This is a genomic window from Neiella litorisoli, assembly GCF_014773395.1.
GTDB classification, from domain to species: domain Bacteria; phylum Pseudomonadota; class Gammaproteobacteria; order Enterobacterales; family Neiellaceae; genus Neiella; species Neiella litorisoli.
Window position 1 is genome coordinate 143295 of record NZ_JACXAF010000004.1, and the last position, 14226, is coordinate 157520.

At 49.8% G+C, this 14226-nt stretch carries 10 protein-coding genes; 4 read left to right on the forward strand and 6 right to left on the reverse strand.

Annotation, left to right across the window (positions count from 1 at the left end; all coding sequences use genetic code 11):
• Positions 1-170 precede the first annotated feature (170 nt).
• Both kdgT and IC617_RS04435 read right to left on the reverse strand, forming a co-directional pair.
• Entirely contained in the window at positions 171-1184 is a 1014-nt protein-coding gene (gene kdgT / locus IC617_RS04430; RefSeq protein WP_191143775.1) for a 2-keto-3-deoxygluconate transporter, read from the reverse strand.
• Between the two features lie 359 nt (positions 1185-1543).
• Positions 1544-2776, reverse strand: a complete 1233-nt coding sequence (locus IC617_RS04435; protein WP_224745775.1) for a glycoside hydrolase family 88 protein — start codon at positions 2774-2776, stop codon at positions 1544-1546.
• A gap of 236 nt (positions 2777-3012) precedes the next feature.
• Here IC617_RS04435 and IC617_RS04440 point away from each other — a divergent pair, with 236 nt between their 5' ends.
• Entirely contained in the window at positions 3013-3789 is a 777-nt protein-coding gene (locus IC617_RS04440; protein WP_191143776.1) for an SDR family NAD(P)-dependent oxidoreductase, read from the forward strand.
• Between the two features lie 85 nt (positions 3790-3874).
• Here the strand turns inward: IC617_RS04440 and IC617_RS04445 are convergent, their stop codons facing one another.
• The 4 genes from IC617_RS04445 to IC617_RS04460 all read right to left on the reverse strand — a co-directional run bounded on the left by IC617_RS04445 (position 3875) and on the right by IC617_RS04460 (position 10268).
• Positions 3875-6184, reverse strand: a complete 2310-nt coding sequence (locus tag IC617_RS04445) for a BNR-4 repeat-containing protein (RefSeq protein WP_191143777.1) — start codon at positions 6182-6184, stop codon at positions 3875-3877.
• A 253-nt stretch (positions 6185-6437) separates the two neighbouring features.
• Entirely contained in the window at positions 6438-8000 is a 1563-nt protein-coding gene (locus IC617_RS04450; RefSeq protein WP_191143778.1) for a sodium/sugar symporter, read from the reverse strand.
• 2 nt (positions 8001-8002) lie between these two features.
• Positions 8003-9217, reverse strand: a complete 1215-nt coding sequence (galK, locus tag IC617_RS04455; protein ID WP_191143779.1) for a galactokinase — start codon at positions 9215-9217, stop codon at positions 8003-8005.
• A gap of 7 nt (positions 9218-9224) precedes the next feature.
• Positions 9225-10268: a UDP-glucose--hexose-1-phosphate uridylyltransferase gene (locus IC617_RS04460; protein ID WP_191143780.1), complete on the reverse strand. Its 1044-nt coding sequence runs from the start codon at positions 10266-10268 to the stop codon at positions 9225-9227.
• A gap of 249 nt (positions 10269-10517) precedes the next feature.
• Between IC617_RS04460 and IC617_RS04465 the strand changes: the two genes are divergently transcribed.
• From IC617_RS04465 to IC617_RS04475, 3 genes are all read left to right on the forward strand, one after another.
• Complete coding sequence (locus tag IC617_RS04465; RefSeq protein ID WP_191143781.1) at positions 10518-11534, forward strand: LacI family DNA-binding transcriptional regulator; 1017 nt, start codon at positions 10518-10520, stop codon at positions 11532-11534.
• Between the two features lie 186 nt (positions 11535-11720).
• A complete protein-coding gene (locus IC617_RS04470; RefSeq protein ID WP_191143782.1) occupies positions 11721-12344 on the forward strand; it encodes a 3-keto-disaccharide hydrolase in 624 nt (207 codons plus the stop codon).
• An 84-nt stretch (positions 12345-12428) separates the two neighbouring features.
• A complete protein-coding gene (locus tag IC617_RS04475) occupies positions 12429-14168 on the forward strand; it encodes a hypothetical protein (RefSeq protein ID WP_191143783.1) in 1740 nt (579 codons plus the stop codon).
• Positions 14169-14226 lie beyond the last annotated feature (58 nt).

Sequence of the window (14226 nt, forward strand, 5' to 3'; positions counted from 1 at the left end):
GTAATTAAAATCAGAGGAATATTTAGAGGAGCACTTAGAGAAATGTTTAGGAATGCGGACGTTTCTTGGTAAAGCGAGTGAAGGAAAATCGAGAGCTGGGATTGAAGGGAGTCAGAATATATTGGGCAGGTACCGTCCATGGTGACCCGCCCAAAACACTTATTGGAGATTTAGTGGTGGTGAACTTCGGCTGTTTGCCCGTCAACATCGGACATGGCGTCAACACCCGATTGTTCAGGATCGCCGTAGCGCTTGTTGTACATCGCGGTGATAATCGGAACGATGATGGAGGTCACAATGACGCTGGTCGCAATCAATGCGGTGGCGCTTTGAGCGGCAATCGCAAATTTAGGTTCAATGGCGGCAATCGCAGCAGGGTTGGCAATCGCTGCACCGGCTGTTGAAGAGGCGGCAACACCAGCGGTACCGTTACCTTTACCAATCCAACGGTCAGCAAAGATAAGTGGAATACCCGTAATCACGATAACTGAAATACCTAACAAAATACCCAGCAAACCAGTCTCGAAGATCACACCAAGGTTAATGGTGTTACCCAATGCAAAGCCAACAAATGGAATCATAATCGAGCTGGCACGGCTGAAGAATTCGCGCAAGCTGATATCAAGGTTACCGAGAATAAAGCCGGCCAAGAATGGCAATACCGCACCGATGAAGTGATGCAGTTCGAATGATGCAGCACCAACTGAGCCAAGGATCAGCATGGTCATCAATGGGCCAGATTCCAATGACATCAAAATGAATGCGCCGGACTCTTCACGAGTACCGTACTGGTTCATCAAACTGGCGTAGAGGCCGCCGTTGGTCATGTCCATTGCAGAGACAATGGCCAGCGTTGATAGGCCTGCAAACAAGCCGGCTTCGATGCCGTGCTCTGGTAGCAAGTTAGCGGCGATAATCGCGACCACCCAAGCTGTTGCGATCTTGGTAACAACCAACGTACCGGACTTTCTCAACACGGTACCGGTTGAGCTCAGATCAATACTTGCCCCGATACAAAAGAACCAAACCGCAAGGATTGGCAGGATCCCGGTCATAATACCTTTGGTAAAGCCACCAAAATATTCCGCAGAATCAGGTGCCAGCGTATTGATCACCGCCCCCAAGAACAGAGGGACCAACATCATACCGCCTGGTACGCGTTCAACAGCTTGCTTTATCTTCATCGTGTTTTCTCGTCTGAATGTGAATTAACCGCGGGCGACACACAGATAACCGTTTGCGCCCCGTTGCGCGTTAACAATGATTAAATCGGTTGCACCAATGCTCTCACGCACTTTTAACAATTTCCAGTCATTTCCGCTCACCAATAACTAAAACCAATCGTCAGATCATGTTTTTGGTAAAAAATGTGATTTGGGTTTGGTCTGATGCCAATCCGTCTCGACATAGAACACGATTCACTGGCTTGCGATTGAGTGCGTCACTCATGCGTGGAATGCATTAAGGGCCGCCAAAATGACAACGGGCAGCCACCACTGGGCTGCCCGCTTATTAATGACTAGGTTCTGTTGATTTAAAGCGATTACAGGGTCGCTTTACAACGATGTAACGCTTCCAAGTAGTAGTAGTCGCCATAGTTCAAGGCGCCATTAATCTCTTCATCTGCCGGATAGTTACCGGTGGCTTGCTTCAACAAGAAATGGCCATTTTCACCTTTGCTGGCGAGGTACTCAGGCGATGACAGGCTGCGCAGCATCGTCATTGCGGCTTCACGATAGCGTTTCGCTTCGGCCTCATCGACATACAGCGCGAGCTCAAGCAGTGCACTTGCCACCAGCGAAGCCGCTGATGAATCACGCACGTTGCGAATGTCGTCACGATCCGGCGCGTCATAATCGAAGTACGGCACCAAATCTTCTGGCATGTTCTTGTGGGTCAAAATGTAATTGACGATGTTGCGAGCATGGTTGAGGAATTTCTCATCTTTGGTGTAACGATACACCATGGTGTAACCATATGCGCCCCAGCCCTGACCGCGTGCCCACGATGAATCATCGGCAATGCCCTGGAAGGTTTGCTTCCAGTTAATCTTGCCCGGCGTACGGCTGTAGTTGACCAAATGATAAGAGCTGTAATCTTCTCTGAAGTGGTTCTTCATGGTGACGGTTGCGTGGCTCACAGCAGCATCGTAATAGCGTGGATCACCGCTGGCTTTCGATGCCTCAAATAACAACTCGAGATTCATCATGTTGTCGATGATCACAGGGAATTCCCAGTTGCCCCAACTCCACGAGAAGGTTAAACCCAGCTCAGGGTTGTAGCGCTCCATCAGGGTTTTGGCTGAGTTCAGCAGAATCGGCGAATAGGCTTCGTTACCCGTCAAGCGCAGACCATTACCAAAGGTGCTGTTCATGACAAAACCAATGTCATGGGTTTTACGGTTAAATTGCTGAGGCTCAAGTGCTTCGGTCCATGTCGTTGCCGTTTGCAACCAGCTATCCTGTTTGTTGTGCTCGTACAGGTACCAGAAGCTGCCACCGACAAAACCGGCAGTCCAACCCATTGGGCCATCTTGGCGGGTTTTGCCATCGGTGAACGAACGCGGAATATTCAATGGATCGGTATAGGCAGTGCGAAAACCTTCGTATTGCTCTGTCGCTTTGTCTAACGCGGCGCTACAAAAAGCGACATTTTGCTCAGGCCAGGCAATTGGCGCGGCACTACTATCAGCACCAGTCGATGCGGTTTGAGTCGCCGAACAGGCAGATAACATCAGGGTGACTGATGATGCCAAAAGAGTCATTTTTGTGTTCATTTGAAACCTTCGTTATGGAGTTGCTTTTCAGCTGTCGCAGACGCTGTCAGTTAAAGCTGGAAATTTAATGGTGAAAGTAACAAAACACCGAAGAAAGAAAAAGACCACTAATGACCGATTATGACTATATCAACAAGAATTGTGATGTAAGACAATTGTAAATGGACTATTTTTGGAACTTACCCTGCTAATATCACTCTGTTGTATCAACCAATTGACTTATTCAAGGACTTCTCATGTTTGACGATCTCAAAGGCAAGCGCGTACTGATCACCGGCTCAACCCGAGGTATCGGCTTATCCGCTGCAAAAGCCTTTGCCAAGGCGGGCGCTTGCGTTGGTATTAATAGTTACCGCGATGGTGTTCATGCCGAGCAAGCACTGTTAGAACTGCAGCAATATTCCAGCAATATCGCCTTTTTCAAAGCCGACCTGAGCAACACTGATGACTGCCAGCGGTTGGTCAATGATTTTGTCAGCCATTTTGGCGGTATCGATGTGCTGGTTAACAATGGCGGTGCGCTCGGCGGGCGACGTGGTCTCGAGGAGATTGATGATGCTTTCTTTGCCGATGTCACTCACATTAATACCCGATCGGTGTTGATGGTCACCAAATATGCGATTCCTCATTTGCGCCAATCAGCGCAACAAAGTGGCACCTCAGCAGCGGTCATTAGCACCGGCTCGATTGCCGCGCGACAAGGCGGCGGCCCAGGCGCGAGCCTTTATGCGGCGGCAAAAGCTTGGTTGCACAACATTCATCGAGCTTGGGTGAAAGAATTTACCGCCGATAATATTCGCTTCAACATCGTCTCTCCTGGCGTTATCGACACCAACTTCCATGCAGACAAAGATCAAGCGGCGCGCCAGCGCATCGCCAGCGGTATTCCAATGAATCGCTTAGGCACCGGCGAAGACTGTGCGCCGGCTTTCCTATTCTTTGCATCTCACACCGCTAGCAGCTACATCACCGGCCAGATATTGGATATCAACGGCGGTCAGTACGCGCCCTAAACGCCGCGTTTAGATCAAAAAAAGCCCGATGGTATCAGTGCCTATCGGGCTTTTTATGGTTAAGAGCTAGTGCGTTAGTTACACTCTATTCCGCCTTGTTCTGCCCTACTCGGCGCAAACCAAGCAGTGCTAACATTAGCAGCCCAAACGGGTTCATTGAGCCACCGCCGCCACCCGAACCTCCAGCACTTGGCGAGCCACCTTCGGCGGGTTTGGCTGTCACTCGGATGGTCATGGTCGCTTCAGCACTATCACCTTCACTATCGGTGACGACCGCTTTGAAGGTGTGCGCGCCAACCGCCAGTGTTGCCAACAACGACTCTGCCTGCGTCCATTGATATGGCGCTGCAGTTTTGCTACTTACTTCTGAACCGTTGACAAACAAGGTCACCTCGGCAATCGCTCGACCCGCGATCGGTGAGCTTGCCTCAACGCCAAATGACAGGTTTTGATAGCCTTCGGTAAGCGATGCCGGAGCTTCGGTCACCGCAATAGTTGGCGTTGGATCCAGTACAGTCAAAGTCGCGAGTGCTTCACTGCTGGTGTTGCCATCATCGGTCGCCACTACTTTTAGCTGATAGCTGCCCGGTGCTAAGTTCTGCAATGCCGCATCGGCTTGTGACCACTGATAAGGCGCTGCATCGAGCGTCGAAACCAAGGTATCACCAATATACAAAGCAACGCTTTCAATACTGGTATTGTTGCTTAGCGTTGATACCTCAGCGGTTACTGACAGGGCGTCATAGCCTTGCACTATAGTTGGCTCACTCAGATCAAGGCTGACAGTCGCCTTTGCAATACCCAGATCGATCACTTGTAAATGAAGTGGTCGTGCGGTACCTGATTTTGCTTCCATTAAGTAGTAATAGACTTTGCCATCTTTAATGTAAGCCGTGCCGTGCTGGAAGTTAATTGTGGTAGTGGTGTCACTGTACACTTCTTCAAACTTGGTGGTGCCGCCCACTGCTTTTTGCACATAGGGTTTCTTGTCGCGCAAGCCGATGATGTAAATATCGTCACCGGCGGCGTAAATGCTCTCTGCGCCCGGAATACCATCAGCGTGAATAAATTCAGTGGCGCCAGCCGGTTTATAGAGGTGGCCATACACCGTTTGGTTGAATTCTCGGTCTTGTACTTTATGAATAAAGTGCAAGTCACCTTTGTCGGTCATCGCCCAATCAAAACCACCAACAATGTAGACTTTGCCCGGCGGTGTGCCAGCGCCATTCGCTGAGGTGTCTTCGGTTTTGACCAAATCGCCCGGCTCGAAAACCTTGATTTCATCGGCATCGACCAACGGCCAAGTGATTTGCTTGCCGGTGTGATCGCGCCATAAGTTCGTCGCCGGATCATCCAAGTAGGCGTAATAAATACCATTTTGGTAGATGTACTTATCATTGTTGTTGCTACTACGCCGCTGGAAACCGACCCGAAGTTTGCCGTTAAAATACTTCATATTGCCGTAAAGACCCCAGTTATGGTCTAAGCCATGACTTTTCTGATCTTTATGGTTAAACGGATCAAAGCGGCTCCACGTTTCGGCAGACGCATCGTACTTGTTGTAGTAATAAGCACCGTTGTTGTTGCCACCCCAGCGCATGTAGAGCAGTAAATCATCTTCGGTCGTTTCAAAGAACTTAGGATATGTGAAGGCAGAAAAATTGAGCTTATCGTCGAGGTCGCCAGTCATCACTAGATGTTTATAATCATCCGGCCCCTCGCTGACTTCACTAGTATCAGGCACAAACTGTTTGACTAGGGTGAAGTCTTCATCCGCTACTTCTGCCGCACCAGCGAGGCTATAGCTGTAACGGAAATAGTCATTTAAAAACGGTTCATCCGGATATTTTTCCAAATCACCATATTTGTTATCCGGCACTGATTTGTCGCCGTAGGCGTGCATGTCGTACACCATGTGGATGGTGCCATTAATCGGACTCACCGCCAGACCGATGGTGTTGTGCGATTCACCAATCCACCAACGACCTTGATAGCCGGTATGTTGATGGGGAAACTCAATGGTTTTGACGCTGCCTGTTTTGGTATTGAGACGAGACAGCATGACGTGACGGTCGTCTTTACCACCACGATACCAAGTCATGAACACATAATGCTTATAGATTTTGACCGCATCACCATGGGCAGAAATGCTGCCACCAAATTTGTAGTGATACCGGCTGTCATCTTGTTGCTCTTGGGTGCTCAGGTTTTGGTTTTTAAAGGTGCTGGAGTCGATATCGTAACCATCAAAATGCAACGCATTATCGGCAATTTTGGTGGTTGACTCTAATGTCACTGCGGCATTGGCGCCGGTTGATGCCATTAGCAGCAAGCTTGCACAGCAGCCCGCAGCTAGCTTGGTTACGCCCTGTATTGGGTAACTCTTGTTATTCATTGTGTGAATACCCTTTCCTGGTTTTGAGTGTGGAATTTTCGTTATCTGTTTTGTTATTAATTTGTTACTTAGAAAGATCAGGCAGCTAAACGGCAAATTGCTACCCGCTTGCTCACCAGTAATGACCGAATTTGCTTGTTTTACCCTTGCATTTGAGTGTTTGATCACAGCCGACAAAAAAAACGCCCTAACTCCATCGCTGGAATTAAGGCGTCGTCGGAATGCGGTTATGAGTTAACGATGGCTAATTTCATTACCACCAGGTGACATAGAAGCAGGTCAGAATAATGACACAGCCAACGGCAGCGATATTAAACGACTTGCCAGTGTCGAAACTCACTTCGCTCAAGCTCACCGAGTTGTCTGTGCAGGTGCGTTTGCCCATCAAGGAAACAACAACCGACGCGGCCAAGCAAAGCAGGAAGACAAGACCAATGCGGTCCATGAACGGCAATTCTGGCCAAAGCACTTTAAAGCCGACAGAGAACACGGCCGAGCCCAATGCTGCCGCCAAAGCGCCCTGCGACGTGGTTTTGCTCCAGAACATACCCATCACGAAGATCACCACAATGCCTGGGGTAAACAAACCCGTGAATTCTTGGATGTACTGGAACGCTTGATCAAATTGGCCAAGCAGCGGCTGGGCTGTGAACAAGGCAATACACAGCGACAACAAGGTGGCGATACGGCCAACGTGGACGTAGTGAGTTTGGCTGCGATTTGGTCGCAATGGCTTGTAAATGTCCATGGTGAAAATGGTCGAAATACTGTTGGTCATTGACGCCAAGCTCGACACAATTGCAGCCACTAAGGCGGCGAACACCAATCCTTTGAGACCGACTGGCATCAAGTTCATCATTGACGGATAAGCTTCATCGGGCTTGCTCAAATCTGGGTACAACAACACCGCAGCAATACCCGGCAACACCACAATAATTGGCATCAGCAGTTTTAAGTACGCCGCAAAAGCAATACCTTTTTGCGCCTCTTGGGTGTTTTTGGCCGCTAATGCGCGCTGAATAATGTACTGGTTAAAGCCCCAATAACTAATATTCATCACCCACATACCACCAACCAATACCGAGATCCCCGGCAAGTTCATGTAGTTAGGGTTGTCTTGGCTGAGGATCATGTCGAAATGGCCCGGCACTTTGTCGGTCAATACGCCAAAACCTGCAATCACACCTTGACCATCAGAGACCGCATCAAGGGCCAGGTAGGACAGCAACAGACCGCCAAACACCAGCAGCACCACCTGCAAAATATCGGTGTAAGCAACCGCCTTCAAACCACCATAGAGTGAATAGGCAATAGCAAACACGGCGAGGAAGATCATCCCGAACATCCAATCGACGCCGGCTACGGTTTCGATTGCCAAACCACCAAGCCACAGCACCGCAGTGAGGTTCACGAACACGTAAACAGCCAACCAGAACAGTGCCAGCACGGTCTTAACTCGGCTATCAAAACGCTGCTCCAAGTACTGAGGCATGGTGTAGATTTGATTCTTCAAGAAGATCGGTAGCAGATATTTACCCACCAAAATCAAGGTAATGGCCGACATCCATTCATAGGATGCAATCGCCAAGCCCAGCGCGTAACCTGAGCCCGACATACCGATGATCTGCTCGGCAGAAATATTCGACGCAATGAGTGACGCACCGATAGCCCACCAAGGCAGAGCCTTACTCGCCAAAAAGTAGTCTTCGGTATTGCGTTCATGGTTTTTACTACCGCGGGAGATCCACAGCGCAATAAACAGCAAACCAATGACGTAGGCGATAAAAACGCTGGTATCCAGCATATGGAGTTTCATTTTTATTCCTCGCTACAACTTGCTACTTCGGCACATTCGGCGGAGATAACAGAGTCAGTTAATTGCATATCGTGTTGTCCTGCGCCAATTTCGGCAGAACAAATGAACACATCGGGGGTTAATCCGGTGCGTTTGGGATACTCGCGCAGCACCACTTGCTTGACCTGTTGCACCATGTCATCAGGCACAATCGCAACCACGCAGCCACCAAAACCACCGCCGGTCATGCGCACACCACCACGCTGGCCAATCTCGGCTTTGATGATGGCAACCAGCAGATCAATTTCTGGCACCGTGATTTCAAAGTCGTCGCGCATCGACTGATGAGATTCCGCCATCAGCGCTTGCAAGCGGCTCATGTCATTGTTGGCCATGGCGATTGCGGCCTGCTGGGTGCGTTCGTTTTCACTGACCACATGACGAGCACGCTGCAAAGTAACGGGCGGTAACAAGTGTTGTTTGGCTTCAAATTGCTGCCAGTCAACATCGCGCAGCGCCTTCACGCCAAGGATTGCCGAGGCTTGCTCGCACTGTTCGCGGCGCAGGTTATATTCGCTATCAACCAAGCCCCGCTTTTTGTTGGAATTAACAATGACAATGGAATGACCGCTCGGCAGCGGCACAGCTTTGGTTTCTAGGGTTCGGCAATCGATTAGTGACGCGTGCTGTTGCTCTGCTTTGGCGGAGATCAGCTGATCCATAATGCCGCAATTACAACCAACGAATAGGTTCTCGGCTTGCTGACCGACTAGGGCAATGTCCTGCTGGCTAATATCCAGTTGATACAAAGCCTTAAAGGTCTGGCCGATGACCACTTCCAATGAAGCAGATGAACTCAAACCGGCACCGCGCGGCACGTCACCAGCAATGGCAATATCAGCGCCACCAAGCTGGAAACCGCGCTCAAGCAAGTATTTCACCACGCCACGAATGTAGTTGGCCCACAACTGAGGGCTCTCACTAATCGGCTGGCTCACTGAAAACTCATCCACTTGGCCGTCGCAATCCAGCGCTAACACGCGCACGACATTATCATCGCGCTTATTAGCAGCAGCCAACGTTTTGAAGTTAATGGCGCAGGGCAGCACAAAACCATCGTTGTAATCGGTATGCTCACCAATCAGGTTAACGCGGCCCGGCGCTTGCAGAAGATAACTCGGAGCGGCGCCAAATTTGTTGGCAAACTCGCTCGTCACCAGTTGAACTAATTGAGACATAAATCCTTTACCTTGTTTCACTAAAGTGAGTTTCCGACACACTACGCAAGCGCTCTGCGGCTTGTTCTGCGGTCAAATCACGTTGGATATCGGCCAACATTTCGTAACCGACCATGAACTTGCGGACCGTTGCAGAGCGCAACAACGGCGGGAAAAAGCTCGCATGAAGGGTCCATTCAGGGTGTTCTTGACCGTCATAAGGCGCACCATGCCAGCCCATCGAATAAGGGAATGAGCAATTGAACAAGTTGTCATAGCGAATGGTGATCTGCTTTAAGATGTCAGCCAATGATGATTGCTGCGACTCACTTAAATCGACCATTCGGGCAACATTGAATTTAGGCAGTAGCAGGGTTTCAAATGGCCATGCTGCCCAATAGGGCACCACCACGACCCAGTCGTCATTGGCTACTACAACGCGTTCTTGATTGGCCAATTCTCGGCGCACGTAATCGGCCAATAGCGGCGCTTGTTGGCGCTCAAAATACTGCTGCTGGCTGCTTTGTTTCTTTTCTATCAAAGTCGGCAAATGTTGTTGTGCCCAGATTTGGCCGTGGGGGTGTGGGTTGGAGCAGCCCATCATCGCCCCCTTATTTTCAAACACTTGCACCCACTGGTACTGTTGCCCTAACTCAGCACATTGGTCGACCCAGGTAGCAACGACATTGGCAATCTCATCACAGCTGAGTTGCGGTATGGTTTTGCTGTGATCGGGCGAAAAACAAATGACTCGACTCTCACCCTGCTCGGTTTGCATCCGAAATAACGGGTCATCACTTGCTGCATTCGGTGTGTCCGGCTTCAGTGCAGCAAAATCGTTATTAAACACAAAGGTGGTGGTGTAGTTGTCGTTCACCTCGCCATTGATACGCGTGTTGCCCGGACACAAATAACACGATTCGTCGTACGCGGGCTTTTGCCCTTGCTCAAGAGTCTCGACTTGTCCTTGCCACGGCCGCTTGGCCCTGTGCGGCGACACCAGTACCCATTCGTTGATCAACGGATTGAATCGACGATGCGGGTGCTCAGTCGGGTCAAAAACACTGCTCATAGTGGTCGCTTTCTTCCTTTTTTGGTTTGTTCCGTCAACTTGGGTTAAACGTTTAACCCATTAAATTGACTAATTACGCGCAATATACAAACAAAAACGATCAATAACGATTACTAATGATTAAATTTGATGTAATTTAATTAAAAATATGTTGTTGATCATGCTTTGTGCCAGCCAACGAAAGTCGCTGAGCGTTCGGCCGAATGATCAACAAAAGCCACCATCACGGCTTTACTCAATGACGATAAGATGACGACAATCAAGGACATAGCGAAGGTTGCGGGCGTTTCAACGGCGACCGTTTCGCGCGTGGTTAACAACGGCCCCAAGGTTGGCCCCAAAACCCGAGACAAAATCATTCAGATCATGCATGAGCTGGGTTACACCCCCAATGCCAATGCTCGCGCCTTGGTCACGCGCAAATCAAAAACCATTGGCGTGGTGATCCCTGAGATCAGCGATCCGTTTTTCGCGTCGTTAGCCACCGGCGTTGAGCAAGTGGCCAGAGAAACCAGCAATCAGCTGCTATTGAGTACCGGTAAAATTTCGGCTCAAACCGAGTTAGAAGCCATTCAACTCCTCATTGAACAGCGCTGCGATATCATCATCGCCCACTCAAAATTAATTGCCGATGACACTTTGGTTGAGCTGTGCCAGCAAATTCCCGGATTCGTGCTGATTGACCGCCACATTGAGGCGGTAAAAGACAAATGCATTTGGCTGGACAATATCGAAGGGGGTCGCATTGCAGCCCGACATTTACTGTCGCTGGGGCATCAACAACTGGCAGTGATTAATAGCCACTATGAAATTGAAGATCCCTATTTGCGTTTGCAGGGCTTTCGCGAGGAGGTTGAGCACAGTGGTATTGAGGCTTCAAACGAGCCGCTGATCGTCAAGCATGAGCCGAGCCTTAGAGGTGGCGAGCTCGCCGCCCAAGCACTAATCGCCAGCGGCAAGCCATTTAGCGCGATATTCGCCTACAACGATGCCATGGCCATTGGCGCGATTTCAGTACTCGAGGCAAATGGTTATCGGGTGCCGCAGGATGTTTCAGTGTTGGGGTTTGATGATGTCATGTTGTCTCAATACTCCAGACCGAAATTAACCACCCTGCGCTACCCCATTCAACAAATGGCCAAACACGCAGCTCAGCTTGCCCGAGCGATGGCTCTTGGTCAGCCGCTGTCAACGGCAGCCAGCCAATCTTATGTGCCGGAACTGATTCAACGAGACTCCGTCAAACCGCTGCCGTCATCAAGCTGAATTTCCTTGCGTTTTGCTAAATGAGAATCATCTCTGGAACAGCGCATCTTTGCCAGATCACAAAAACGACCTTTTGTGAGTGATTTTGATTTATCATGATTGTTGGTGATTTTTCTTCTTGCTATTTTAGCGCTAGTAATTCGCTTTGGGGCAATTCGTCATGCCCCCAAATAACAAGGACTCATGATGAAACTACTTTCCACTTTAGCGCTAGCAGCAACGATCGCATTAACCGGTTGCCAATCAACAAGCTCGACCACTGACAATCAGCCGATCGAACTGTTTAACGGCTCAGATTTAAGCAACTGGACCATCGAAAGCAATGGCCAATTTTCGGTATCAAATGGTGTCATCAAGTTAAATCGAGGCACCGGCTGGCTGCGCTCGAATGAAAAATTCTCCGATTACGTGCTGACCATCGAGTTTCGTTTCATGGAAGACCGCGCCAACAGCGGCATTTTTGTGCGCACTCAAGAAACCATGCATCAGGACGAAAAAGGCTATCCCAACAATGGCTACCAAGTCCAAGCCATGGACACCATGGAAGGCAACGCTTTAGGTAAATTGCTGCCTTATGGCGCGCCAGAGTTTCAACACACTTTTGATTTAGAAGCACTGAAGCGCGCCTACAAGCCTTACGGTCAATGGCACACCTATGAGATCACTGCCAAAGGCGAAACGCTGGAAGTGAAGCTAAACGGTGAAGTAATTTCTACTGCGACCAGTATCAAAAACCTTGACGGCCACATTGGTATTCAAGGCGAATTTGGCTTGCTGGAATTCCGCAAAATTGAAGTGCTTGAGCTGTAATTATCAGCCCGCACCTGCTGATGCCTCTGGGTCGATCTAGCACCCAGAGGTAACGTCATCAACCGACTGACAAAGGTCCATGCGATGCACCATTCAACAAGCAATAAACTCGCGACCCTATTGCAATTAAACAAAGCACTCATCCCTGCCCTGCTGTGCTCATCAGCACTCACCTTAACAACGGCCTGTTCATCACCGCAAAGTGCGGTAACCGCTGCGACCGAAACATCAGCCAGCGCCCTAACCGAACAAGCATTTTTCGAGCAAAGAACCGCACTGATTATCAAGCATTCTCACCACGACGGTACCTTTGCTGCACTACAAGGTCTGGTTAACCCACAAGATCCTGAAAGCGCAGAATACTGGCGCTGGCGCATTGACCAGTACCTGTATGGCCAATACCCTGAGTACCAGCCGATTTATGATGCCTACACGGCCGGCAAAAGCTTCCGTGAAATCTATGCCTTACCGGAAGAAAATCTGGGGCCAAAGAAAAAGCTACCAAGCAAATTACCGGCGTTACCGGCAGGCCACTTTAGCGACAATTTACAGGGTAATCCGCACACTGGCTGGCACGATTTCAGTAACAATAAGGTCTACATTGTTTATCAGGGCAAGTTAACCGACCCTTACATCGCCAGTTATGATCTCACCACCCAGCAATGGGATGGCCCATACAAAGCCGCTGAAAGCACGCTGTCCAAAGGCGATCGTAAAATCGACAGCCATGGTCGCCCGGTCATTGAGCAAGACAGCCTTGGCCACTTCCATATCATTTATGGCGGCCACGGTGGTGAACGCGAAGATGGCTTGAATCCAATGTCATTCGACACGCCACACGCCGGCGGCCGGATGTTGCATGTGGTGTCAGAAAAGCCCAACGACATTAGCTCGTTTAAACAAGTCAACGACATCACGCCGTTTGCGTCTTACACCGCCAGCCACAAAATGGCCAATGGCGATATTTACTTGTTTACCCGCGCAGGCACCCACAAATCACCTTGGGTTTATTACAAGATGAAAAGTGGCAACAAGACCTTTGAGCCGCCGGTAGAAATCACTTGGCCAACGCCGCAAATTGGCGATCCGATTACCGTTGATACCCATTACATCAAGCCGGAAAAGGTGTCAGATACCGAAATTGCAATTAGCTATTTGTGGCATGCCTGTAACTTCAAAGAAATCCACAACAAGCAAAACTACGGTCGTCTCAATGCTTACTACATGAAGCTCGACACCACTGACGATACCTTTTACAACGCCAATAACGAGAAGCTAACGCTGCCAATCACCATTGCTGCGTCAAACCAGATGACGCTGGCTTATGATTCTGAAAAACATGGTGAGACCAGCTTTAGTACCACGCCGTTAGTACTCGAAAACGGCCAAGCGGCGGTGGCTTATCAGGTTCGCGCGCCGGGTATTAGAGAGTGGCGGATGACTTCCTTTGCAGATGGCAAGTGGACTCATAGCCAGCCCCTGCCGGGAACAGAAAATCGCACCCTGACCGATAGTACCGGTAAACCAGTGGCCAACATGATCAACCTCGAACTGGTGGGCGGTAATAGCTCTAGTAATCAAGCCATGGTGCTGTACAAAACTAGCAAGGGCGATGCGGTGTTTGCCTCGGCAAGCCGAGCCAATGCTAACAGCCAAGACTGGCGCATCGTTGAAGACCACCTGAGCGTCGCTAAAGCGCGCATGGAGATGAGTCCGGTGCGTAATGAAACAGGGGATACAGTTGCTGTGATCTTGAATGTTCGCAAAGGTGCGGCTCAACGCTTGTATCTGTGGCAAGACGGCAAGTTCCAGCCCAAAGGCTAACTTGTCTCTGGCTACATCCGCGGTGCCTCTTGTCTTCACGGCTAAGCTGGCACCGCGT

Excerpts from the sequence above, each read along its gene's own strand:
- IC617_RS04475 (WP_191143783.1), top strand. The coding sequence starts at position 12,429 with ATGCACCATTCAACAAGCAATAAACTCGCGACCCTATTGCAATTAAAC.
- IC617_RS04460 (WP_191143780.1), bottom strand. The coding sequence starts at position 10,268 with ATGAGCAGTGTTTTTGACCCGACTGAGCACCCGCATCGTCGATTCAAT.
- galK (WP_191143779.1), bottom strand. The coding sequence starts at position 9,217 with ATGTCTCAATTAGTTCAACTGGTGACGAGCGAGTTTGCCAACAAATTT.
- IC617_RS04470 (WP_191143782.1), top strand. The coding sequence starts at position 11,721 with ATGAAACTACTTTCCACTTTAGCGCTAGCAGCAACGATCGCATTAACC.
- IC617_RS04440 (WP_191143776.1), top strand. The coding sequence starts at position 3,013 with ATGTTTGACGATCTCAAAGGCAAGCGCGTACTGATCACCGGCTCAACC.
- IC617_RS04465 (WP_191143781.1), top strand. The coding sequence starts at position 10,518 with ATGACGACAATCAAGGACATAGCGAAGGTTGCGGGCGTTTCAACGGCG.
- IC617_RS04445 (WP_191143777.1), bottom strand. The coding sequence starts at position 6,184 with ATGAATAACAAGAGTTACCCAATACAGGGCGTAACCAAGCTAGCTGCG.
- kdgT (WP_191143775.1), bottom strand. The coding sequence starts at position 1,184 with ATGAAGATAAAGCAAGCTGTTGAACGCGTACCAGGCGGTATGATGTTG.
- IC617_RS04435 (WP_224745775.1), bottom strand. The coding sequence starts at position 2,776 with ATGAACACAAAAATGACTCTTTTGGCATCATCAGTCACCCTGATGTTA.
- IC617_RS04450 (WP_191143778.1), bottom strand. The coding sequence starts at position 8,000 with ATGAAACTCCATATGCTGGATACCAGCGTTTTTATCGCCTACGTCATT.